Origin of the sequence: Glycomyces arizonensis DSM 44726 (assembly GCF_000482705.1) — a bacterium.
In the GTDB taxonomy this organism is placed as follows: domain Bacteria; phylum Actinomycetota; class Actinomycetes; order Mycobacteriales; family Micromonosporaceae; genus Glycomyces; species Glycomyces arizonensis.
In genome coordinates this window covers 155,545-178,559 of the sequence record NZ_KI519474.1, presented here as the reverse complement: position 1 = coordinate 178,559, position 23,015 = coordinate 155,545, and the positions used below count along the sequence as shown (strand labels likewise).

The following is a 23,015-nucleotide window of genomic DNA, read 5'->3' as shown; positions in this document are numbered from 1 at the left end:
AGCACGAGCGCCGCTTCGCGAGGGGCCGCGCCCGAAACAAAGGCTCCATAAAGGAAATTTCCTGAATGGATCACAGTCCGGGGCCCGAGCCGGCGATCGGTTCGGGCCCTCGTGCCGCACATGTACCGAGGCGGGTCTGCGCGGCGCGGACGCGACAGGGCCTTGCGGAGCGATCGCTCCGCAAGGCCCTGTTCGTGCGTGCTAGTTGCCTTCGCCGGTGCTCTCGCAGTCTTCGATCAGGCCGCAACTCGGCGCGTCACTCGTCTCGTCGTCGCCGCCACCGCCGCCGTCATCCTCGGCCGTGACGTTGATGGTGACGCTGCTGCGCGGCGCGACCACGTTCCCGCTGGTCACCTCGCCGTCGGGGCCGGTCACCGATTCGATGACCGTGCCCTCCGGGTCGCCCGCGAGCTCCACGGTCAGCCCGTCGTTCTCGAGCGCGCTCTGGAGCTGCTGCGGGGTCGTGGTCTCGTCCCACTGGACCAGGACGCCGGTGACGTAGATCGTGACCGTCGTGCCCTCGTCGACCTCGGAGTCCGGGCTGATGTCCTGGCTGTTGACCACGCCCGGCGTGTTGCCCTCGGGGACGTACTCGACGGCCACCTGGAGATTCGCGTTCTGCAGCGTCTCAGTGGCCTTCTCCTCGGTCGAGCCGGTGACGTCGGGCACGACCACCACGCCGCCCGCCGAGACCGTGAGCGTCACCGTGGCGCCGTAATCGGCCGTCGCATCGCCCTCGGGGTCCTGCCCGAGGACCGTGTTCGCCGGCTCGGTCGACGACTGCTCCTCGCGGTCGACCTTGAAGCCGAGCTCTTCGAGCGCCGCCTTCGCCGTGTCGTAGTCCTGGCCGAGGACGTCGGGCACCGTGACCTCGGAAGGCTGGACCATGACGGTGAGGGTCACCTCGGTGCCCTCCTCGACCTCGTCGCCGGCCCCGGGGTCCTGGTCGACGACCTTGCCGACGTTGTCCGGATCGATCGGCTCCTCGGCCTCCTGCTCCACCACCTCGGGGGCGACGGTGAAGCCATCGCCCTCCAGCTCGACGGTCGCGTCCTCGACGGACAGGCCGCTCACGTCCGGCACCGCCACCTTCTCGGACTCCGTCGACATGGCCTGCATGATGCCCCACGCCGCCAGGCCGACCAGCGCGAGCGCGGCGATCACCCCGAGGGCGACCAGCCACGGCTTCTTGCGGTCGGACTCCGGCTCGATCGGCGCGATCGGGGCGGTGGACTCGCCGCCGCCCCCGATGATCTGCGTGCGGGCCTCCCCGCCCATGGCCATCGGCGCGTTGACCGCGCCGCCGCGGGCGGCGCGGATGAGGTCCTCGCGCATCTCGGCGGCCGAGCGGTACCGGTGGTCGGGGTTCTTCGCCAGGGCCTTCATGACCACGGCGTCGACGGTCGCCGGGATGCTCGGGTTCAGCTCCGAAGGCGGCCGGGCCTCCTCGCGCACGTGCTGGTAGGCGACGGATACGGGGTTGTCGCCGGTGAAGGGCGGGTGGCCCACGAGCAGCTCGTAGAGGACGCAGCCTGCGGCGTAGACGTCCGAGCGGCCGTCCACGGTCTCGCCGCGCGCCTGCTCGGGAGAGAGGTACTGGGCGGTCCCGATCACCGCCGAGGTCTGGGTCATGGTGGCCTGGCCGCTGGCCAGGGCCCGCGCGATGCCGAAGTCCATGACCTTCACCTGGTTGGTGTCGGACAGCATCACGTTGCCGGGTTTGACGTCCCGGTGGATGATGTGGTGCTTGTGGCTGAAGTCCAGCGCCGAGCACATGTCGGCGACGATCTCGCAGGCCGTGACGGGGTCGAAGCGGCCCTCCGCCATCAGGACCTCTTTGAGGGTCCTGCCGTTGACGAACTCCATCACCATGTAGGGGATGCCGTGCTCTTCGCCCGTGTCGAACACGGCGACGATGTTGGGGTGGTTCAGGGAGGCCGAGTTCTGGGCCTCCCGCTGGAAGCGGATGAGGAACGATTCATCGCGAGACAGATCGGCGCGCAGCAGTTTCACCGCCACGTCGCGACCGAGCCGCAGGTCCCGACCGCGGTGGACTTCAGCCATCCCCCCGTAGCCGACGACCTCGCCGATCTCGTATCTGCCGCCGAGCAGGCGGGGCTCTGTCGTCATCGCGTTATACGTCCTCGTGTTCCATGCGTCGCGGATCGATTCTAATCGCTGTATAAGACTGTCAAGACCGCTATTCGTCGCAGATGGCACCCGGCAGGCACGAGTCGAACCCACCGCCCGGCCTGTCGGTCGTCCGGCCTTCCGAAGGCGTCTCGCTCTGCTCGCCGGTCTCCGGCGACTCGCCGTCCGGCGACGGGGATTCGACGGTCTCGCTCGTATCGTTGTCGGCCGGATTGAGCTCGGGGTTCTTGTCTCCACCACCGTCGTCGCCGTTGAGCAGCAACAGCCACACCATACCGCCTACGAGTGCCAGCGCCACTATGCCCACTATGGCGCCCAGGAGGGTCTTGTTCGGACCTGTCTTGGGGGCGGGCTGCCCGGGCGCGCCCAGGTCGATCCCGCCGTACGGCCCGGTGGCGGGGGACGGTTCGGCGACGCCCGCCACCGGGCCGCCCATGCCGACGACGCCCGCGCCCGCGGGGGCGGCGCCGAGGGGCGCCATCACCGACGTCGCGGGCGGGGCCGTCAGCGCGCCGCGGGCGGCCGCGGCCATGTCGGCGCAGGTCGCGAAGCGCTGCGCGGGGTTCTTGGTCATGGCCCGCTCGACGAAGGCCCGCACGCCCGGCGCGATGTCGTTCGGCAGCGGCGGCATGGGGGTGCGGACGTGGTGGAGGGCCAGCTCGATCGGGTTCTCGGCGTCGAACGGGCGGCGGCCGGTCAGGCCGTGGAAGGCGACGACGCCGAGCGAGTACATGTCCGAGGCGGGGAGTACCCCGGTGCCTTCTGCCTGCTCGGGGGCGATGTAGGAGGCGGTGCCCATGACCGCGCCGGTGGCGGTGAGGTCCCCGGCCGCGCCGGACCGGGCGATGCCGAAGTCGGTGAGGACGGCCTGGCCGTCGCGGGCGCGCACCAGGATGTTGCCGGGCTTGATGTCGCGGTGGATGACGCCGTGGTCGTGGGCGTGCTGGAGCGCTTCGGCGACCGAGGCGATGATCGGCATCATCTCGGCGGCGCCCAGGGCGCCGCGCTCGGAGATGAGGTCGGCCAGCGAACGGCCCTCGATGTACTCCATGACCAGGTAGGCGGTGGTGTCCCCGCTGGGCAGCGGGGCCTCGCCGTAGTCGTGGACGTTGACGATGTGGGGGTGGGAGAGCGCGGCGACGGTCTTGGCCTCGGCCGCGAACCGCTTGGCGAAGCCGGGCTCGTTCAGCAGGGCGGGCAGGAGCGCCTTGACGGCGACCTTGCGTTCCAGGACGGTGTCCTCGGCCCGCCACACCTCGCCCATGCCGCCCACCGCGATGCGTTCGAGCAGGCGGTAGCGCTGCCCGAGGCGCATTTCGGGGCTCAACACGGCGTGCTCCTTATATCTCGGGGGGTCGACGCTTCAGTCTAGTCAGTCGCCGCTCAGCACCTGTTCCATGAGGTCGCCGGCGATCTCGGCGGCCTTGTGGGAGCCGTCGGGGCCGTAGGCGCCGAGGTAGACCGCCACGGCGACGGCCGGTTCGCCGTCCTCGTTCATGGCCCAGCCGTGGAACCAGCCGTGGTTGGCCTCGTCACCGTGGGCGCCCGCGCTGTGCTCGGCGGTGCCGGTCTTGCCGCCGACGGTGATCCCGTCGATCTGCGCGCTCTCGCCGGTGCCCTCCTGGACGACGGCCTCCATGAGCTTGCGCATCTCCTCGGCGGTGGAGCTGGAGACGGCCTCGCCGAGGGAGTCCTCCTCGCCGCGCTTGAGCGTGGTGCCCTCCGAGTCGGTGATCTCGGCGATCATCTGGGGGGCCATGACCTCGCCGCCGTTGGCGATGGCGGCCGCGATCATGGCGTTCTGCACGATGGTCTCGCGGACCTCCTGCTGGCCGATGCAGGCCTGGGCGCGGAAGGCCTCCTCGGAGATGTCGCCGGTCGTGGAGGCGATGGTCTCCAGCGGCGTGGTGAACGCCTCCTCGAAGCCGTAGGCGGCGGCCGTGTCGAGGATGTCCTCCTCGCTGAGCTCCTCGACGCACAGGCGCGCGAACGTGGTGTTGCAGGAGAGGGCGTACGCCTCGCGGAGGGTCATCTCCTCGGCCGGGCACTGGTCCCCGGCGTTGGTGATGGTGTGGTCGGTGTCCGGCGCGGTGTAGCTGTTGCCCGCGGGGACCATGGTGTCGGCGTCGTGGCCCTGCTCGAGGAACGCCGAGGCCACGATCGTCTTGAACGTCGACCCCGGCGGGTACCAGTCGGAGCGGGTGCGGTCGCTGCCGGGGTTGCCGGGGGCGTTGATCACCGCTTCCCACGCCTCCGTGGAGGTCTCGTAGTTGTTGGAGGAGACCTCGGTGGGGTTCCAGCCGGGATAGGAGGCCTCGGCGAGGATCTGCCCGGTCCGGGGATCGAGCACGACCGCGCCGCCCTCGGGGACGCCGGTCTCGGCGATGGCGTCGTAGGCGGCCTTCTGGAGCTCGGGGTCGATGGTGAGGACGACGTTGCCGCCGACGCGGTCCTCGCCGGTGATGGACGAGCCGAGCTCGTCGAGGAAGAACAGCGAGCTGCTGCCGTTGAGGACCTCGTTCTGGGCCGCCTCCATGGCGCTGGAGCCGCGGTGGGGGGACTTGAAGCCGGTGATGTTGCCGAAGTAGTCGCCCTCGGGGTAGTCGCGGTAGTACGCGTAGGCCGAGTCGTCGTCCTCGCTGGGCAGGGACTGGGCGATGACGGTGTCTCCGGCGAGGATCGAGCCGCGCGGGACCTCGTACTCGGCGAAGAGGGTCCGCGCGTCGTCGAATTCGTCGTACCGGTCGTGGTGGATGAACTGCACCCACGTGACCTGGACCAGCAGGGCGCCGAGCAGGATGAGGGCGATGACGCCGGTGCGGCGGAGCGCTGGGTTCACTGGCGGGGGTCCTTCCCGGGCGGCGGTCCGTAGGCCGATTCAGGTGGCGGCGGGGGCGGCGTCGGTGGCGCGCTCGGGGGCGGTTGCGGGTCTCTCCTGGGCAGGGTGCGCGGCGGGGTGCCGGGGGGCGGCGGGCTCGGGGCGTGGCCGGTGGGCGGTGGGCTGGAGACGGGCCCCGGCCCGGTCGGACCGCCTGATGGCGGGCCGGAGACGGGTCCTGGCCCGGTCGGGGCCTGGCCGGTGCGCCCGGTGCCGGGTCCCCCTTCCACGGCGGAGGGGATGATCATCTGGGTCGGCTGGTCGCCGCCGGGGATCGGGCCGGAGTCGCCCACGCCCGCGGCCTCGGCCTTGGCGGCCTCCTCGGCGGCGCGCTTCGCGGCCTGCTCGGCGAGGAACTCCGGCGGGGCCTCGGTCTTCTGCAGGCCGTAGGAGACCTGCCAGGGCTTGCGGGCGTCGTCGGAGACGCGCACCAGCAGGCCCAACAGCAGCCAGCTGCCGACCAGCGAGGAGCCGCCCGCCGACAGGAACGGCGTGGTCTGGCCGGTGAGGGGGATCAGGCGGGTGATGCCGCCGCAGACGACGAACAGCTGGAACGCCACCGCGAAGGCCAGGCCGGCGGCCAGGAGCTTGCCGAACAGGTCCCGCGACATGACCGCGGTCTTGAAGCCGCGCTGGACGAGGACGCCGTAGAGCACGAGGATGGCCAGCAGGCCCATCAGGCCGATCTCCTCGCCGAGCGTGGCGAGGATGTAGTCCGAGATCCCGGCGGGGACGATGTCGGGGCGCCCCATGCCGGGGCCGTTGCCGAGCAGGCCGCCCTCGTTCATGCCGACCAGGCCCTGGATGAGCTGGTAGGACGAGGGCCACGACTGGTCGTAGTACGGCCAGGGGTCGAGCCAGATCGCCACGCGCACCTGGAGGTGCGAGAAGAACGGGTAGAGCGCGATGCAGCCGCCGATGAACAGGGTCAGGCCGATGACGATCCACGAGACGCGGCGGGTGGCCATGTAGAGCATCGACAGGAAGATGCTGAACAGCAGCAGCGAGGTGCCCAGGTCCTTCTCGAGGATGAGCAGGCCGAGGCTGGCGGCCCATACGATGACGATGGGGCCGAGGTCCTTCAGGCGCGGGAACTGGAGGCCGAGGAACCTCGGTCCGGCCACCTGGAGCACGTCGCGCTTGCGGATCAGGTAGACGGCGAAGAAGAGCAGCAGCATCAGCTTGGCGAACTCGCTGGGCTGCACCGAGATCGGGCCGAGCTTGATCCAGTTCTTCGAGCCGTCGACCTCGGAGATCGAGGCGGGCAGGAAGCCCGGCAGCGCGGCCAGGGCGATGCCGGCGAACAGCAGGATGTAGGCGTAGCCGCGCATGATGCGGTGGTTGCGGACCACGGCGAGGAAGACGACGAACGCCACCACGCCCGCCATGTAGTACAGCAGCTGGCGTCCGCCGACGCCGGCGAAGACCCCGGCGTCGATCTCGGTCGCGTTCTCGTCGAAGGCGTAGCTCAGGCGGCGGATGAAGACGATGCCGATGCCGGTGAACAGCGAGGCGATGCCCACGAACAGGGGGTCGGCGTGCGGGGCGAACACCGTCGTGGCACCCCACGCGGCCAGGGAGACGATGACGATCACGAGCGGGAGCGCGAAGGTCGTCGCCGTGGTCTCGTTGTCGTTGAAGCCCATGTCGGCGGCGATCTGCAGCGCCAGGACGATGAGGCCGCCGAAGAGGATGAGGGCGAGCTGTCGCCCCATGCGCCGCGGCATGCCCGACAGGGGGGTCAGCGGCGGCTCGGACGGCCCTGCCGGTTTGGCGGTGGCCGACATGGGCTGGGCCATCAGTCCCCCTCATGTCTCGGAAACGACGGGTGCGAGCCTACACGGGCGGTGCTCAGCTCTCGCGGCAGTCCGCCGTAGCCGCAGGCTGCGTGTCGGTCGATGAGTCCCCAGAGGAGCACAGCGGCACGAGGTGCTCGTTGGTCGCGGCGGCGTCGGTCAGCTCGGCCAGCTCGGACTCGGCGTCCTCGATGCTGTCGGCGGTGATGCCCTCGTCGAGGTCGTCCTGGACGTCGTCGACGGCGTCCTCGGCGGCCCGGGAGGACTCGATCTCGAGCCAGGCGGCCTCGACGCCCGCGACTTCGACCGGCATGCCGCGGAAGACGCTGATGTTGCCTGAGTCGGAGACGCCGATGAAGTAGTGCGTGCGCACCCACCACAGGCCGCCACCGGCGGCCAGGACCAGGACGATGAGGCAGGCCAGGACGGTGCGCCACACCCTGCCTCCCCGGCGCTTGCCTTTCGGCTCGGCCTCGCCGTCGCTCTCGGCCTCCTCGTCCGCTTCGGCGGGGTCCCCGCGTTTGATGGCGGGCAGCACGGCCGTGTCGGATTCGGCGAGCCGGGCGTCGGCGGCCGCTCCGGCGATGATCGGGGCCTGCTCGCCGGGGTCGCCTTCGACGACGTCGGCGATGAGGACGGTCACGTTGTCGGGCGCTCCGGCCTCCAGGGCCTGGCCGACGAGCGACTCGACCGCCTCGATGGGCGTGGCGGCGCTCTGGAGCGCCAGGGCGATGTCGGCGTCGGAGACCGGCCCGGTCAGGCCGTCCGAGCACAAGAGCAGCCGGTCGCCGGGGACGCCTTTGAGCGTCTGGAACGCCGGTTCGACCTCCGAGGCGCCCAGGGCGCGCAGCAGGAGCGAGCGCTGGGGGTGCCGCTCGGCCTCCTCGGCGGTGATGCGACCCTCGTCGACGAGCATCTGGACGTACGTGTCGTCGACGGTGATCTGCTCGAAGGCGCCGTCGCGCATCCGGTAGGCCCGCGAGTCGCCGATGTGCACCATGTTGAACCACTCGCCGTCGAACCACAGCGCGGTCAGGGTGGTGCCCATGCCCTCTTTGTCGGGGTCGTCGGCGACGAGGCGCCTGATCGCCCGGTTGGCCTCGGCGACGGTGTCGGCCAGCTCGTCGGCCACCGACTCCTCGGGCGGCGGCACGTCGAGCCGCGCGACCGTGTTGATCACGATCGCCGAGGCGAGGTCGCCCGCGGCCATGCCGCCCATGCCGTCGGCCACCGCAATGAAATGGGAACCCGCATAGACCGAGTCCTGATTGCCTTGCCTCACCACACCGCGGTCCGAAATGGCCGCGTATCGCAGGTGCAAACTCATGAAATCAACCCGCCGTCGCAGTGAGGCACTAGGCCCGCAGCTCGAATGATGAACGCCCGATCCGGATCGGGACCCCCAAGGGCACGGGGGTCGGTCTGGTGACTCTAGCGCGTCCCAGGTAGGTGCCGTTCGTGGAGCCCAGGTCCTCGACCACCCACTGGCCGTCCATGGGGGCGACGCGGGCATGCCGGTTGGAGGCGAAGTCGTCGCGGATGACGATCGTCGAGTCGGGGGCGCGGCCGATCGAGATGGGCTGGCCGGAGAGCGTGAAGCGGCGTCCTGCCAGCTCTCCGGTGGTGACGACGAGCCACTGCGCGGCCTGCTGGGGGCGCTGCCGACCGCCGGGCGCGGGCGGCGCCGAGACCGGGCCGGGGCCTCCGGCGGTCGCCGGGCGCCGCTGCGCGAGCAGGTCCCTGGTGACGGTCCGGGCCGCCGCGAACACGAAGAGCCACAGCAGGATGAGAAATCCGAATCGGGCGACGGTCTGGACTATCTCAGGCATGCGGCACTCCCGGAGGGCGAACGTTCAGTCTCGAACACGGTAGCCCACGCCGACACGCCGACCCGGTCGCGTTGCCGGGGACCGGTGCGTGCGCGGAGTGGGCCGACGCGCTATCCCGCCTGCAACGTCAGGGAGGTCGTTCCTATCTGGATGACGTCGCCGGGCTGCATGCTGACGGTGGTGACGCGCTGTCCGTTGACCAGGGTGCCGTTCGTCGAGCCGAGGTCGGTGACCGAGACCTGGCGGCCGTCGAAGTCGACGCGGACGTGGCGCCGCGAGATGCCCACGTCGGGCAGCCGGATCTGGGCCTGCTCGCCGCGGCCGATGACGGTCGCGCCGTGCGCCACGGAGAACTGCCGCCCGTCGGCCGCCACCAGCACCGGCCCGGTGGGGGCCTGGGGCTGCGCGGGGCCGTAGCCGCCGCCGGAGACCGGCTGCGACTGGTCGACGCCCTCGTTGAGGGCGGCGACCTCGGCGGTCACGCGGAACATGCCGGTGTCGAGCCCTTCGCCGCGCTCGATCTCGACGATGACGTCGCCGTAGACGGTCCAGCCGTTCTCACCGATGAACTCCGCCTGGGACTGCGCCAGTTCCTGGGCCAGCGCGGCCGCGTACGGCGCGAGCCGGTCGTGGTCGGGCGGGGACAGGTCGATGACGTAGCGGTTCGGCACCAGTACGCGCCCGCCGGCCAGGACGGCCTTGTGGGTCTCCGCCTCGCGCTGCATGGCGCTGGCGATCTCGACCGGGTGCACAACGCCCTTGAACATCTTGTTGAAGGTGCCCTCGAACAGGCCCTCCAGTTGTTTTTCCAAGCGTTGCAGAACGCTCACCGTATCCTCCTCGTCTGACGCCCACCAGGCGGTGACGCTGTCCCTTAATTACGTGCGTCGACCTCCGATGGTATCGGCTGAGTTCCCGCGACGGCGAGCGGTTGAGAGGCAACACTTCCGCGAGTCGCGCTCGGATCGCCTGTTCGGTGGAGGCGCGCATGGGCGCCGGTGCCGCGGTGCGATCCCCCAGGTAGTCCCGGCGCCAGGTCCGCGCCTTGCGAAGAACGGGCGGGTTTGCGGACGCCATCGCGGGCGCGTATGGTGACGCGGGTGACAGATCGCGACTTTGGTTCATTGATCCGCGACGTGCGCAGACGGGCGCACGTGTCGTTCCGCGAGCTCTCCGATCAGGCCGGGGTGTCGAACCCGTACCTGCAGGGCGAGCGCGGCGTGCGCCGTCCGAGCTCGGCGGTGCTGCGGCAGCTGGCGGCGGCGCTGCGGATGACCACCCCCATCATGTACCTGCGCGCCGGTCTCGGCTCGGACGAGGGCTCGGCGACGCCGCTGGCCATCGCCACCGACCCCGAGCTCACGGCGCGGCAGAAGCAGACCATGACCGAGATCTACGACGCCTTCGTCCGCGAGAACGAGCGCACCGCGGTCCCGACGCAGCCCGCCCGCCGCTGACCTACGCCTCCTTGAACGACCGGATCGCCTCGAGCATCCGGTCGTCGTCCTCCGGCCGCCCGAGCGTGACCCTGACGCCGTCGTCGTCGAAGGGCCGCACCAGGATTCCCTGTTCCTGGCAGTGCGCGGCGAACGGCACGGTCCGCTCGCCGAGCGGCAGCCAGAAGAAGTTCGCCTGCGAGTCCGGGATGTCGGGCACGAACTCGCGCGCGGCCGCGAGCATGCGCTCGCGCTCGGCGACGACGAGCGCGACGCGCCGCCGCATCTCCTCCTCGGCCTCCAGCGCCGCGAGCGCGGCCGTCTGCGCGAGCACGTTCACCGCGAACGGGATGACGCACTTGCTCACCGCCGCGGCCACCTCGGGCGAGCCGATCAGGTATCCGGCGCGCAGCCCGGCCAGCCCCCACGCCTTGGAGAACGTCCGGAAGACGACCGCGTTCGGCCGGTCTGCGTAGCGCTCGACGGCGTCGGGCGCGGCCGGGTCGGTCACGAACTCGCGGTAGGCCTCGTCGATGACGACCAGGACCGAGGGGTCGACCGCGTCGAACAGCTCGTCGAGCTCGGCGGCCGTGACCGCCTGCCCGGTGGGGTTGTTGGGGCTGCACACGATCACGGCGCGCGTGTCGGGGCCGACGGCCTTGATCATGGCGGCGATGTCGTGGCGGTGGTCGGCGGTGTTGGGAACCTGGACGCTGCGCAGCCCGGCGACGGTGGCGGCGATCGGGTAGGCCTCGAAGGAGCGCCAGGAGTAGACGACGTCGCAGCCGGGGTCGGCGACGGCCTGCATGAGGTGGCCGATGAGGGCCACCGAGCCGGTGCCGGCGGCGATGCGCTCGGCGTCGACGCCGAGGCGCTCGGCCAGGGCGTCGCGCAGGCGCACGACGGCGAGGTCGGGGTAGCGGTGGACCTCGCCGACGGCGGCGGCGATGGCCTCGGGGACGCCGGGCAGGGGCCCGTAGGGCACCTCGTTGCTGGAGAGCTTGAGCGCCTCGGGCAGGGCCTTGCCGGGGACGTAGAGGGGGATGTTCTCCAGGTCTTTCCGGAGCGGCTTGGTCATGCGGCGGGTTCTTTCTCTCGGGGCACTTCGACGACGGCGGTGCCGGGGGATTTGTCGTGCAGGCACTGGCGGAACGGCCGGTCCCGGATGCACCATATCCCGTCGAGGATCCACAGGACCGCGCCGAAGGGGAAGCAGATGAGCGGGAGCGCGGCGTAGGACCAGCGCAGCAGCAGGCGCCCCCAGCCGAGGTCCATGGGCGCCAGGGAGGCGACCTTGATGCCCATGACGCGCTTGCCGAGGGTCTGGCCGGTGTTCAGGGTGGAGGGGACCTCGTAGGCGAACCACAGGCCGAGGGCGATGAAGCCGATGGTCCACAAGAGGCCGGCGTCGGCCTGGTAGTCGATCTCGGAGGCGGGCGTGCCGCGCATCGCCTCTTCGAAGGCGGGCCGCAGGTCGTGCTTCCAGTACTGGTAGACGAAGTAGCCGTTGACGACGACGTTGAGGGCGAAGACGCAGATGATGTCGATCAGCCGGGCGACGAAGCGGGCGCCGGGGTGGGCGAGGACGCGTCCGGCGAGGATGCGGGACACGTCGCGGTTGGAGATCCAGCCGACGGTGATGCCGAGGGAGCGGATGGGGACGGAGTCGGGCGGCTGGACGGCGCCGGGGGTGCGCTGGACGATCTTGGGCGGCCCTTCGGGTCCGAAGCCGCCGGCGGGGGCCGGGTACTCGGTGGCGTCCGATGTGGCCGGTTCGGCGGTCGGAGGGGGAGGCTCGACCGGTTCGGGCCGGTCCGGGGGCTCGATGTCGGCCGGGACCGGCTTGCCGACCCAGGCGGAGCCGTCCCAATAGCGTTGCGTGGCCGGCTCGGCGGGGTCTTGGTACCAGCCCGGTTCGATCGTGGTCATCGAGGCCCATTCTTGCAGCCATCGCCCGAACTTCCCAGAAAGTTCGCGCACAGATGATTCAAAGTCCGGCGTGGGCGGGGGTCCGGGGCGCAGAGATACGGCCCAGTCGGTGTACTACCTCGACTGGGCCGCTCGTGTTACTCACTGCCACATCCGGACCGAGCTACCAAGCGTGAAGTCTTGACTAGCGGTGCCCTAACCCCTAGGCGCTGGGCCCGCAGTGCCTCCCGACGGCTCTTGTCGCACGTGGGTACTCGGCGGCTGTGCGCGAACCCTTCAGGTCTGCGAGGACTTGCCCCTCATCCCCTCGGGGTCCGTAACTCTTTTCTACTCGCATACTGACGGGTAGTAAAGGGCTACGGGCAAAAAATCCGAGATGCGTTCACACGCGCCTTCCGCGGCCGCCCCTCCGTCAACGGATCGGCGCCGCCGCCTCACCGAGCGGCACGGCCGGTTTCCGGCTGATCGGCCGAATCGGCATATCAGCGCCCGGATTGGGTTACCTTGCGGGGATTGAGCGCCGCGGCGCGGCCTTGACCCTGCTAAGGAGGGCTCCAATGACCACCGACCCGTCGTACAACGAGCGGCCCGACCCCGACCGTCCCGGCGACCGGCCCGGCGGCGAGGGCGGCTACGGCTCCGACTCCTACGGCGGCGGCTCGATGCCGCCCGCCCCACCGCCGCCGGGCTACGGCGACCAGGGGCGGCCCCAGGTCGGCGAGCCGCGCAACGGCCTCGGCCTCGCCGGGCTCGTGTGCGGCATCATCGCGGTCGCGCTCTCGCTCGTCCCCGTCCTCAACGTCTTCACCTGGCCGCTGGGGATCCTGGCGATCGTCTTCGGCGCCATCGGCTGGAGCCGCGTCAACAAGGGCCAGGCCACGAACAAGGGCCAGGCGATCACCGGGCTGGTGCTCGGCATCGTCTCGTTCTTCACCTTCTGCCTGATCTACGCGGTGATCGGCGGGGGCTCGGGCGAGTACGTCGACTACAACATGGCGCCGTTCTGGATGGGGCCGGTCTAGATCTCCAGCCAGGCACCGCGGCGCATGACCGAGACGAGCCGGAGGTCGTCGTCGAGCACCACCGCGTCGGCGAACCTGCCCGGCTCGATCGCGCCGACCTCGCTCAGGCCGAGCAGCTCGGCGGGCGTGGCCGAGGCCATCTGCGAGGCGGCCGGCACCGACTGCCCGGCCAGCGTGACCGCGTTGCGCACGGCGTCGAGCAGCGTGATGGTCGATCCGGCGATGACGTCGGTGCCCGCGACGGTCGCGACGCCGCCGGTCACCGACACCTCGTGCCTGCCGAGCCGGTACGTGCCGTCGTCGAGCCCGGCGGCGTCCATGGCGTCGGAGACCAGGATCGTCCAGCCCGGCAGCGAGACGTCGAAGGCGAACCGCATCGTCCCCGGGTGCAGGTGGACCGGGTCGGCGATGATCTCGGAGAAGATCCGCTCGTCGGCGATGAGCGCCGGGATCGGGCCCGGGTCGCGATGGTTGAAGGCGCGCATGGCGTTGAACAGGTGCGTCGCCGACTGCGCGCCCGCGTCGATGCCCGCGGCCGTCTCCTCGTAACCGGCGTCGGTGTGGCCGATGGAGGGCACGACCCCGCGCGCGTCGAGGAACTCGATCGCCTCCAGGGCGCCGGGCAGCTCGGGCGCGATCGTCACCATCTTGACCGCCCCGTCCCCGGCGTCGATGAGCTCGCCGAGCTCGGCGGTGTCCGGGTCGCGCAGTACGGCGGTGACGTGCGCGCCGCACTTGGCCGCCGAGATGTAGGGACCCTCGTAGTGGATCCCGGCGAGCGTCCCGTCGGCCACGAGCGGGCGCATCGCGCGCGTCGCGTCGAGCAGGAACTCGTGCGTCGAGGACACCATCGAGGCGACGAGCGTCGTCGTCCCGCGCGAGGCGTGGAAGGCGGCCGCGCCCCGGGCCGATGCGGGGTCGCCGCTCGCCAGCGAGTGGCCGCCGCCGCCGTGGCAGTGGACGTCCACGAAGCCGGGCAGGACCCACCCGGTGGGCTCGCCGTCGCGCTCCTCGACGGCCGCGATGCGGTCGTCCTCGACGGCCACGGTCCCGTTCACGATCCCGTCGGGCGTGACGACCCGGCCCACCTTCGGCAGCATGACGCCTTCCACTGGCTCTCCCTCGTATTCGATCCGGCGTGTGTCAGCTCACGCTCGTACGGCACAATGATCCTGAGCGCTCGCGCCTCCAATGGGCACGTTGCGCGCACCGGAGACCGCGTTTCGAACATTATCTTGCAAGCCGCGGCGGCCCGCCGCGATACCGACCCGAGGAGCACCGTGGACCGCTACGCGAGGTGGAACACCTTGCTGGAGATCCTCGCCGAGACCGGACGCATCACTGTGGAGGATGCGGCGAGCCGGCTCGGCGTCTCGCAGGCGACCATCCGCCGCGACTTCGACCAGCTCTCACAGCAGCAGATGATCACCCGCACCAGGGGCGGGGCCGTCGCGGGCGGCATCTCCTACGACCTGCCGCTGCGCTACAAGACCGCCCGCCACGTCGAGGAGAAGCACCGCATCGGCACCGCCGGGGCGGGCCTGGTCAGCCCCGGCCAGGTCATCGCGCTCAACGGCGGCACGACGATCACCGAGGTGGCCAGAGCGCTGGCGATGCGCACCGACCTGGTGGCGACGCCCGGCTCGACCGGCCTGACGATCGTGACGAACGCGCTGAACATCGCCAACGAGCTGATCGTGCGCCCGCACCTGAAGGTCGTGGTCGTCGGCGGCGTGGTGCGCCCGCAGTCCTACGAGCTCATCGGGCCGCTGGCCGCGCCGATCCTGCGCGAGATCACGCTCGACATCGCCTTCCTCGGCGTCGACGCCATCGACATCAAGCTGGGCGCCACCAGCCACCACGAGGGCGAGGCGGCGATCAACGCGCTGATGGCGGCGCGGGCGCGGAAGGTCGTGGTGATCGCGGACGGCTCGAAGATCGGCGGGCACGCCTTCGCCCGGATCTGCTCCACCGACCGCGTCCACACGCTCGTCACCGACGGGAACGCGCCCCTCGAACAGCTCAGGGCCTTCGAGGAGGCGGGCATCCGCGTCATCGTGGTGTAGTCGGCTCCGGCTCGAACAGGGCCGCGTCCTGCGGCGGGTCGAACGGCTGGACCTCCTGAACGGGGGCCTCGTCGGGCCGGTCCTTGGGGCGGCCGAGCCGGTCGAGGGCCGCGGCCATCGCCAGGCCGAACACGAGCAGGCCGAAGCCGAGCAGGCCCGACCACTGCTGGAGGTCGTCGCCGACGGCCTCGCCCTGGTAGCTGCCCCACAGCAGGTAGACCGCCCAGACCAGGACCGCCGCTATCAAGGTGCCGAAGACGCCGCCGCGCCTGCCCCTCGGGCTGGTCCCGGCGAGGAACACCACGATGAGCGCGAACAGGTCCAGGTTCAGGAAGAAGCCGAACGGGAGCGCCGCGAAGGCGTTCATGCCCTCGCCCTGCGCGGTGTCGCGGAAGACGACCAGGAGGAATCCGGCCGCGGCCGCCAGGAACGAGGAGACGAAGGTGGCGCCGACGAGCGCGGCCACGCTGGCCGCGTCGCGCCCGCCCGGGCCCTCGACCGCGTCCTTGACCGCGGTCATGCGCTCGCGCACGGCGGGCACGAGGCCGATGAGGCCCCCGGCCACGGCGATCACGGCGGCCCCGCCCAGCAGCCAGGTGCCGCCGGGCGAGTCCCAGGCGGCGGCCTCGGACGCGGCGTAGCCGAAGATCCCGTCCTGGACCACCGGGGCGACCGCGAGCGCCCCGGCCGAGACGGCGAAGCCCGCGAGCCAGCCCGGCACGCGCAGCACCAGCACGAGCAGCGCGTAGGCGACGGTCGCGGCGGCGGCGGCCGCGGCGGTGAAGCCCAGGCCGATCCACGGGTCGGCGCCGACGAACAGGCCCGGCGCGGAGGAGACGAGCGCGGCCAGCGACGGCACGGCGAGGTTCACCGCGCCGAACCGCAGCGACAGGCCGAGGGCGACCGCCACCAGCAGGACCGGCGCGAGGAGGGCCATGTGCCGGTCCATCGCGTCGCTGATCGGGGCGTCGCCGAAGACCTCGTCGCGCCGCTGGTAGACCATGAACAGCGCGTTCGCGGTCAAGAGCACCAGGACGGCCTCCCAGACGAGCTGGAAGACGACGCGGTCCCTCGGCGGCCTCGGCTCGGCGTACTCGAGCGGCACCGGCTCGCCCTCGCCGCGGTCGGCGGCGAACGGCACGGTCGCCGAGGTCTCGGGCTGGAACGGCGCGGCCCGGCCGCCCAGGTCGCCGTTGCCGACGCTGGGCAGGGCCTGGCCGGGGAGGGGCTGCGTGTGGTCGAGCTCCTCGCCGTCGCGTTCTGGGGGTACGTATGTCATGTGAGCGGTCCTCTGTGTGGAGGTCAGGGGCGGTATCGGTCGAAACGGGGATCTCAGCGGAGGTAACGGCGGTCGGCGTCATCGTAGCGAGCGCCGCCGGGCGCGTCGTAGCCGTCGCCGCGGGATTCGCGCAGGTCGTCGAAGGCCCCGGAGGCGCCGAACGGGTCGGCGCCGACGCGCGGCATGCTCCCGGTCGTCGCCCAGGGGTCGCCGCCGCTGCCGACGGCGGCGAGGTCCTCGTCGTACTCCTCGTAGGCCTCCTCGCGCTCCGGCGGCACCACCGGGTCGTCGTCGCGCAGGTCGGTGACGTCTCCGGCACGACTGGTGGAGGCGAGGTCGTCCTCGTCGGGCGTGTTCATCGCCTCGACGAGGCGGGTGACGAGGAACCCGGCGACGATCGCGCCGAGCGCGACCCAGCCGGTGTCGAAGCTCCAGCCGCGCGACTCGGCCAGCCAGATGAACGCGAGCAGGAGCGTCGAGGCGAACGCGGTGCCGCAGACGCCGCCGCGCCTGCCCAGCAGGCTGGTGCCGCCGAGGAGGGCGGTGCCGACGGCCAGGACGGACAGGAGGATCGGGTCGGGCAGCGCGGCCGCGCCCTGCTCGGGCGCCCCGACCCAGGCGGCGAGGACGCCCGCCGCTCCGGCGAGCGACGCGGACAGCAGCGTGCCGAAGAAGACCAGGCCGCCGCGCCCGTGCCGCTCCCCCACCGGAGTGGCGCGGATCGGCGAGAGCCGCTCGCGCACGCCGGTGAAGGAGCCGACCAGGCCGAGGAATATCGACAGTCCCGCCGCGGCGGCCACGGCCGCGATGACGCCGGTGGTCGGCAGCTCGGCGAGCATGAACGCCGCGGGGTCGCCCGCGGTGCCCGCCCAGAGGCCGATCGCGCCGCCGACGGCGCCGCCGGCGGCCCAGCCGGGCACGCGCAGCCAGGTGCACAGCGTCGCGAGGACGATCCCGGCGAAGACGGCCGCGCCCAGGCCCATGCCGAGGGCGACGAGGGTGCCGGAGCCGGAGGCGTCCATGAACATCCACGCCGCGAGGAGCGCTATGGGTCCGACGGCGAGGTTGATGGCGCCGACGCGCAGCGAGACGGCGGCGGCGGTGGCGGCCAGCACGAGCGGGGCGAGGGCGGCCGCGAAGCCGCTCCAGGACCCGTCGGCGAACGGCCCGCCCGAGGCCCGGGTGAGCGCGAACAGGACGCCGCCGCCCAGGAGCAGCAGGCCGATCTCCCAGACCACGTGGACGGCCATGCGGTCGTTCGACGGTTCGGAGTGGACGTCCGCCGATGCGGTCGCATCGCGGTCGTCGCTTCGACTCGGGGTGTCAAACTTCATGTGGCGCACCTCATAACGCGCAATGTGTATGGAAAGTTCCGGATGGGAGGGAACCTCGGGGTTCGGCTATCCGGGCGAGCGGTCCTCGTCCTCCTCCTGCGAGGGGGGAATCCTGCAGGAGTGCTCGAGCCAGAGCGCCGCGGCGGTCAGCGCCGCGCACGAGACGGCACCGAGGATGGCCCCCGGCAGGTCGTCGGTGGCGGCTTGGAGGCGGTCGCTCTGCACGGCGAGCCAGATGGTGAACCCCAGGTAGGCGCCGAAGAAGATGGCGCCGCCGATCGCGGCGGCCTTCGCGAGGACGGCGAACCTGGCGATCTGGAGTGCGTGTTCGGGGCCGCGGACGGTCCCGGCCCGCGGGCGGTCCTCGGCCCGGCCCGCGGACTGCGCGCGCAGGGACCGCGCGCTCGGATGCAGCGTCCTCCCCGTGGTCCACGCCAGCCAGGCCAGCAGCGCGGCGAGCGCGAAAATGACGGCGGAGTTGTACCAGGTGAGGTCGGGTACTTGCTGGTAGTAGCGGGCGACGAGGAGCATCGTCAGCGCGCCGGCGGCGAGCGCGCACACGGCGATCGTCGACGGTGCCGTCGGCCGCAGGCTCGGCTGAGGACCGTGCTTGTCGTCACTCATGATGCTCTGACCATATCGGGTGCAACCGGCGCAGTGCGCGCGCGTCCGCGGCCAGGGTCTCGTCGCGCAGCAGCTCGCGCACGCGGCCCCTGCCCGGCAGCTCGGCGTCGCGGTCGATCGCCAGCCACGGCACGAGGACGAAGGCCCGCAGGTGGGCCCGCGGATGGGGCAGCTCCAGCAGGGGCTCGGCGCGGTGGACGGGGCGGCCCTCCGCGTCCCAGACGGCGATGAGGTCGACGTCGAGGGTGCGCGGGCCGTAGGGCCGCTCGGGGTCGCGGACGCGCCCGGCCTCGATCTCCAGGTCCCCGGCGAAGGCGAGCCACTCGTCGGCGTCCCGCTCGGGGTCGTCGGCGACGGCCGTGACGTTGTAGTAGGCGGGCTGGTCGTCGTCGCCGCCCCACGGCGGGGTCTCGTAGACCTCGGAGACCGCCTCGGGCCGGATCGCGGCGACGGCCGCGGCGAGGTTGGCCTCGCGGTCGCCGAGGTTGGAGCCGAGGCTGAGTACGACGCGGCTCATCGTTCGCGGCTCCGCTCGATCGTCACCGAGACGTCGGTGAAGCGCTGCGCGATGGGCGCCTGCGGCTTGTGGACGGTGACGCGGGCGCGCTCGACCCGCCCGTCTTCGAGGCAGGCGGCGGCGAGGCGCTCGGCGAGGGTCTCGATGAGGTTGCACGGCTCGCCGGAGACGATGTCGGCGAGCGTGTCCGCGAGCGTGCCGTAGTCGACGGTGTGCTGCAGGTCGTCGGTGGCGGCGGCCTTCGCGGTCGAGGTGGCCAGCGCGACGTCGACGATGAAGTCCTGCCCCGCCTCCCGCTCATGGTCGAACACGCCGTGGCGGCCGTGCACCCGCAGGCCGGACAAGGTGATGACGTCGGTACTCACACACCCGACCCTACGTCAATCGCCTTCTTCCTCTTTCGCTTCGGCGCGTCCGCGCGCCGCCAGCCACGTCGCGACGCCGAGGATGGCGCCGGCCAGGAGGATCGGGATGATGCGGAGGTTGTGGTCGAACCAGGAGATGAGCTTGACGTACTCGGCGGTGGGGTCGGCCAGGACGACGGCCACGAAGAGCGCGGCGATGATCCCGGCGACGGTGAACAGCGCCGAGCGCCACCACACGCCGAGGGCGAACCGGCGGGCCAGGACCTGCGCGGCGGTGATGATGCGCTTGGCGCGCAGGACGCGGATGGAGCCGACGACGTAGGCGAGGCGCAGGATCTGAGCGCCGCCGGTGGCGAGGACGAGGCTGACGAGGGTGAGGGCGCAGACCAGCAGCAGCCACTTGTGGTGCCACAGCCACCGGAGCTTGTGCTCGGAGGCGAGCAGCAGGATGACCGCCTCGGCCCACAGGACGGCCCCGGCGGCCCAGCCGACGATCTGCCCGGTGAGGACGAGCTCGCCCTCGGACCAGATGGTGAGGAACACCGCGGGCACGGAGGCGCAGACGGCGATCACCACGGGGAGGGTGAGCCGTCCTTCGATGCGCTTGGCCAGCACGGTGACTCGTCGCAGATGCCGCAGGGGGGAGAGTGGCACGCCCTCTAAGTTACCGAAGTGCCTCGGCGTGACGCATCCCCTGGGAGCACCGTTCTGCGTATCGTTGCCGTATGCGTACGCTCACCGCCTGGCCCCGTTCGCGGCGCGGCAGGCTCTCGCCGGAGCGGCGGCGCTCCGATCTGGAGCGGCTGCGCACCGAGCCGTTCGACGTGCTCGTGATCGGCGGCGGGGCGACGGGCGCGGGAGCGGCGGTGGACGCGGCCTCCCGCGGGCTGCGGACGGCGCTGGTGGAGGCGCGGGACCTGGCCTCGGGGACGTCGTCGCGGTCGAGCAAGCTGGTGCACGGCGGCCTGCGGTATCTGGAGCAGCTGGAGCTGCCGCTGGTGCACGAGGCGCTGACCGAGCGCGGGCTCCTGGCCGGGCGCCTGGCGCCGCACCTGGTGCGCCCGGTGCCGTTCCTGCTGCCGCTGAAGGACGTGTGGGAGCGGCTGTACTACGGGGCGGGCGTGGCGGCCTACGACGTGCTGGCGACGGCGCTCGGCTCCGAACGGAACATGCCGTGGCACCGGCACCTGGGCCGGGCGGCGGCGCGCCGGGCGTTCCCGGACCTGGCCGAGGACGTGCGCGGCGCGATCCGCTACTACGACGGGCAGGTCGACGACGCGCGGCTGGTGGTGACGCTGGCGCGGACGGCGGCGTCGCTGGGCGCGGCGGTGGTCCCTTCGGCCGAGGCGGTCGGCTTCCTCAGGGACGGCGGGCGCCTGACCGGCGTCGAGGTCATGGACGTGGAGAGCGGTGAGCGGCACCGCGTCAGGGCCTCGACGGTGATCAGCGCGGCGGGGGTGTGGAGCGACGAGCTGGCGCGGATGCTGCCCGAGCGCACCGGGATGGCGGTGCAGGCGTCCAAGGGCGTGCACCTGGTGCTGCCGCGCTCGGCGATCGACGGGGACGCCGGGATCATCACGAGGACGAAGTGGAGCGTCCTGTTCGTCATCCCGTGGAACCGGCACTGGATCATCGGCACCACCGACACCGACTGGGACCTCGACCTGGCGCACCCGGCGGCCTCGGCCGCGGACGTGGCGTACCTGCTGCAGCAGGCGAGCGACATCCTCCGCACCCGCCTGGACGTGGGCATGGTGGAGGGCGTCTACGCGGGGCTGCGGCCGCTGCTGCGCGGGGAGACCGAGGAGACCTCGAAGCTGAGCCGCACGCACGCGGTCGTCGAGCCCGAGCCGGGGCTGTGCTTCGTGGCGGGCGGCAAGCTGACGACGTACCGGGTGATGGCCAAGGACGCGGTCGACCGGGCGGCGCGGCGGCTCGGCCCGGACGTGCCCGAGAGCGGGACGCACCTGCTGCCGCTGCTGGGCGCGGACGGCTTCGCCGCCTATTGGGAGCGCCGGGAGGCGCTGGCGCGCCGGTACAAGGCGCCGATCGCCGTGGTGGAGCACCTGCTGCGCCGCTACGGGAACCTGGCGCCGCAGGTGCTGCGCCTGGCCGCGGAGCAGCCGCAGCTGGCCAGACCGCTGCCCGACACCGAGGAGTACCTGCGCGCCGAGGTGGTGTTCGCCGCCCGCACCGAGGGCGCGCTGCACCTGGACGACGTGCTGGCAAGGCGGCTGCGGCTGTCGATCGAGACGGCCGACCGGGGGACGCGGGCGGCGATGGACGCGGCCGCGCTGGCGGGCGAGGTGCTGGGCTGGAGCGAGGAGCACAGGGCCCGCGAAGTGGAGGCGTACCTGCGGCGGGTGGAGGCCGAGCGGCGCTCGCAGCGCCAGCCCGACGACGACGCGGCGGAGGCGGCGCGCCTGGCGGCCACGGAGATCCGTCGGGTGGCCTCCCTCGGACAGTCCACATGAGGGCGCCTCGCCTCAGTGCCGGTCCGTGAGTAGGGTGGTGGGCACATCACCGCCCCTCCCCCAGGGAATGAGGACGCCCCCTCGTGAAACGCATATCCAACACCGCCCATGTCCTGAACGCGCTGCTCGCTCCCCTCTCGGGCGGACGCAGGCGCCCCGAAGCGGCCTGGCGGAAGAACGTGGCGCAGGCCGAGGCGAGCTCCGGCGGCACGGCCGCGGGCAGCGAGTCGTTCGTCGAGGGCCTGCACTTCCTGTTCGAGTGCTTCAACGAGCTGAAACTGACGCCGCTGGGCTGGCAGGGCGTGCTCGCCGAGACACGCGGCCGGATGGCGAACCGGTTCCGCGTCCAGAAGCTCATCGCCGAGCATCCCGAGATCGCCGACGAGCCGATCGAGGCGCCGATCTTCGTGACGGGCCTGCCGCGCACGGCCACGACGTTGACGCACCACATCATCGCCCGCTCCGAGGGACACCGCGGTCCGCTGCTGTGGGAGCTGCACTGGACGGACCTCGAAGTGGACGCGGCGACCCGCGCGAAGCGGATCAAGGTCGAGACGAAGCAGATGAACTCGCTGGTGAAGCTCTCGCCGATGTACGACCTGATACACCCGGTGCGCGCCGAGAAGCCCGAGGAGTGCGTGTACCTCCTCCCCCACGGCATACACCAGCTCGCGCTGGGCACCATGCCGCGCTACCGCGCCTACCTCGACGAGCACGACTTCACGGAGGACTACCGCTACCTCAAGCAGGCGCTCCAGGTGCTCCAGCACGGGAGGGAGCGCAAGCGCTGGGTGCTGAAGACGCCGGAGCACCTGTTCCACCTCGACCTGCTGATGAAGGTGTTCCCCGACGCGAAGGTGGTCTGGACGCACCGCGACCCGGTGACGGTGATGGGCTCGCTGTGCTCGCTGATCGAGACCACGAACCTCCTCTACGTCAGGAAGGCGGACCTGAAGCTGATCGGCGAGCTGTGGCTCGACCTGATGACCTCGGCGATCGAGCAGGGCCGCGCGGCCCGTCCGCACCTGCCGCCGGGCTCGCTGATCGACGTGCACTACGCGTCGGTCGCCTCGAACCCGTGGGAGGACGTGCCGAAGCTGTACGAGAAGCTGGGCGCGACCTGGACCGCGCAGGACACGGCGAAGCTGGACAAGATCATGGAGCGCCCGATCCGCGACCGCAGGCACGAGTACTTCCTGTCGCGGTACGGCCTGGCCCCCGATCAGGTGGAGGACGCCTTCGGCGACTACGCCCAGTTCGTGACGTCCCTCAACCGCTGAGCGGACGCCGCGGCCCCATGGGTTAGACTCGTGCA

20 protein-coding genes and 1 pseudogene are annotated in these 23,015 nt (G+C 71.7%); 5 read left to right on the top strand and 16 right to left on the bottom strand.

Going from position 1 to position 23,015, the window contains the following annotated elements; all coding sequences use genetic code 11:
- Positions 1–201: 201 nt before the first annotated feature.
- The 7 genes from pknB to H613_RS0121460 all read right to left on the bottom strand — a co-directional run bounded on the left by pknB (position 202) and on the right by H613_RS0121460 (position 9,484).
- The gene (gene pknB / locus H613_RS28250; protein ID WP_084546840.1) at positions 202–2,130 is read right to left on the bottom strand and encodes a Stk1 family PASTA domain-containing Ser/Thr kinase; all 1,929 of its coding nucleotides are present in this window, start codon (positions 2,128–2,130) and stop codon (positions 202–204) included.
- A gap of 70 nt (positions 2,131–2,200) precedes the next feature.
- A complete protein-coding gene (locus H613_RS29580; RefSeq protein WP_156926185.1) occupies positions 2,201–3,481 on the bottom strand; it encodes a serine/threonine-protein kinase in 1,281 nt (426 codons plus the stop codon).
- Positions 3,482–3,523: 42 nt separating this feature from the next.
- Positions 3,524–4,990: a penicillin-binding transpeptidase domain-containing protein gene (locus tag H613_RS0121480; protein ID WP_026925394.1), complete on the bottom strand. Its 1,467-nt coding sequence runs from the start codon at positions 4,988–4,990 to the stop codon at positions 3,524–3,526.
- On the bottom strand, positions 4,987–6,828 hold the full coding sequence (locus tag H613_RS28240; RefSeq protein WP_051393661.1) for an FtsW/RodA/SpoVE family cell cycle protein: 1,842 nt from the start codon (positions 6,826–6,828) through the stop codon (positions 4,987–4,989). The genes H613_RS0121480 and H613_RS28240 overlap by 4 nt, the downstream gene beginning before the upstream one ends.
- 52 nt (positions 6,829–6,880) lie before the next feature.
- Positions 6,881–8,152: a protein phosphatase 2C domain-containing protein gene (locus tag H613_RS28235; RefSeq protein WP_084546839.1), complete on the bottom strand. Its 1,272-nt coding sequence runs from the start codon at positions 8,150–8,152 to the stop codon at positions 6,881–6,883.
- 28 nt (positions 8,153–8,180) lie between these two features.
- Complete coding sequence (locus H613_RS0121465; protein WP_026925393.1) at positions 8,181–8,654, bottom strand: FHA domain-containing protein FhaB/FipA; 474 nt, start codon at positions 8,652–8,654, stop codon at positions 8,181–8,183.
- 110 nt (positions 8,655–8,764) lie between these two features.
- Complete coding sequence (locus H613_RS0121460; RefSeq protein WP_026925392.1) at positions 8,765–9,484, bottom strand: FHA domain-containing protein; 720 nt, start codon at positions 9,482–9,484, stop codon at positions 8,765–8,767.
- A 258-nt stretch (positions 9,485–9,742) separates the two neighbouring features.
- Here H613_RS0121460 and H613_RS28230 point away from each other — a divergent pair.
- Positions 9,743–10,102: pseudogene (locus tag H613_RS28230) on the top strand (helix-turn-helix domain-containing protein); the annotation flags it as partial.
- A gap of 10 nt (positions 10,103–10,112) precedes the next feature.
- On the opposite strand, the gene hisC reads toward H613_RS28230, so the two are convergent.
- Both hisC and H613_RS0121445 read right to left on the bottom strand, forming a co-directional pair.
- Positions 10,113–11,168 carry a histidinol-phosphate transaminase gene (gene hisC / locus H613_RS0121450; protein ID WP_026925391.1) on the bottom strand — a complete coding sequence of 352 codons (1,056 nt, stop codon included), beginning with the start codon at positions 11,166–11,168 and terminating at the stop codon, positions 10,113–10,115.
- On the bottom strand, positions 11,165–12,019 hold the full coding sequence (locus H613_RS0121445) for an RDD family protein (protein WP_035738885.1): 855 nt from the start codon (positions 12,017–12,019) through the stop codon (positions 11,165–11,167). Before H613_RS0121445 ends, hisC begins: the two co-directional genes overlap by 4 nt.
- 557 nt (positions 12,020–12,576) lie before the next feature.
- On the opposite strand from H613_RS0121445, the gene H613_RS29575 reads away from it, so the two are divergent.
- Positions 12,577–13,041, top strand: coding sequence for a DUF4190 domain-containing protein (locus H613_RS29575; protein WP_051393658.1), 465 nt, complete (start codon positions 12,577–12,579; stop codon positions 13,039–13,041).
- On the opposite strand, the gene nagA is transcribed toward H613_RS29575, so the two are convergent.
- The gene (gene nagA / locus H613_RS0121435) at positions 13,038–14,141 is read right to left on the bottom strand and encodes an N-acetylglucosamine-6-phosphate deacetylase (RefSeq protein WP_026925389.1); all 1,104 of its coding nucleotides are present in this window, start codon (positions 14,139–14,141) and stop codon (positions 13,038–13,040) included. The genes H613_RS29575 and nagA overlap by 4 nt on opposite strands.
- Before the next feature lie 180 nt (positions 14,142–14,321).
- Here nagA and H613_RS0121430 point away from each other — a divergent pair, with 180 nt between their 5' ends.
- Positions 14,322–15,107 (top strand): DeoR/GlpR family DNA-binding transcription regulator, encoded by a 786-nt coding sequence (locus H613_RS0121430; RefSeq protein WP_026925388.1) that lies wholly within the window; start codon positions 14,322–14,324, stop codon positions 15,105–15,107.
- On the opposite strand, the gene H613_RS31165 is transcribed toward H613_RS0121430, so the two are convergent.
- The 6 genes from H613_RS31165 to H613_RS28220 form a co-directional block, all read right to left on the bottom strand.
- Positions 15,094–16,386, bottom strand: coding sequence for an ABC transporter permease (locus tag H613_RS31165; RefSeq protein ID WP_026925387.1), 1,293 nt, complete (start codon positions 16,384–16,386; stop codon positions 15,094–15,096). The two genes, H613_RS0121430 and H613_RS31165, sit on opposite strands and share 14 nt — an antisense overlap.
- A 53-nt stretch (positions 16,387–16,439) precedes the next feature.
- Positions 16,440–17,720, bottom strand: a complete 1,281-nt coding sequence (locus H613_RS0121420) for a hypothetical protein (protein WP_026925386.1) — start codon at positions 17,718–17,720, stop codon at positions 16,440–16,442.
- Between the two features lie 66 nt (positions 17,721–17,786).
- Positions 17,787–18,344, bottom strand: coding sequence for a DUF3180 domain-containing protein (locus tag H613_RS0121415; protein WP_026925385.1), 558 nt, complete (start codon positions 18,342–18,344; stop codon positions 17,787–17,789).
- Complete coding sequence (gene folK, locus H613_RS0121410; RefSeq protein WP_026925384.1) at positions 18,337–18,861, bottom strand: 2-amino-4-hydroxy-6-hydroxymethyldihydropteridine diphosphokinase; 525 nt, start codon at positions 18,859–18,861, stop codon at positions 18,337–18,339. Before folK ends, H613_RS0121415 begins: the two co-directional genes overlap by 8 nt.
- Positions 18,858–19,226, bottom strand: coding sequence for a dihydroneopterin aldolase (gene folB, locus H613_RS0121405; RefSeq protein ID WP_026925383.1), 369 nt, complete (start codon positions 19,224–19,226; stop codon positions 18,858–18,860). The genes folK and folB overlap by 4 nt, the downstream gene beginning before the upstream one ends.
- 15 nt (positions 19,227–19,241) lie before the next feature.
- Positions 19,242–19,880 carry a hypothetical protein gene (locus tag H613_RS28220; RefSeq protein WP_156926184.1) on the bottom strand — a complete coding sequence of 213 codons (639 nt, stop codon included), beginning with the start codon at positions 19,878–19,880 and terminating at the stop codon, positions 19,242–19,244.
- Between the two features lie 71 nt (positions 19,881–19,951).
- Here H613_RS28220 and H613_RS0121395 point away from each other — a divergent pair, with 71 nt between their 5' ends.
- Together H613_RS0121395 and H613_RS0121390 are read left to right on the top strand one after the other, a co-directional pair.
- Positions 19,952–21,700: a glycerol-3-phosphate dehydrogenase/oxidase gene (locus tag H613_RS0121395; RefSeq protein WP_026925382.1), complete on the top strand. Its 1,749-nt coding sequence runs from the start codon at positions 19,952–19,954 to the stop codon at positions 21,698–21,700.
- A gap of 83 nt (positions 21,701–21,783) precedes the next feature.
- Entirely contained in the window at positions 21,784–22,980 is a 1,197-nt protein-coding gene (locus tag H613_RS0121390; RefSeq protein WP_051393656.1) for a sulfotransferase family protein, read from the top strand.
- Positions 22,981–23,015 lie beyond the last annotated feature (35 nt).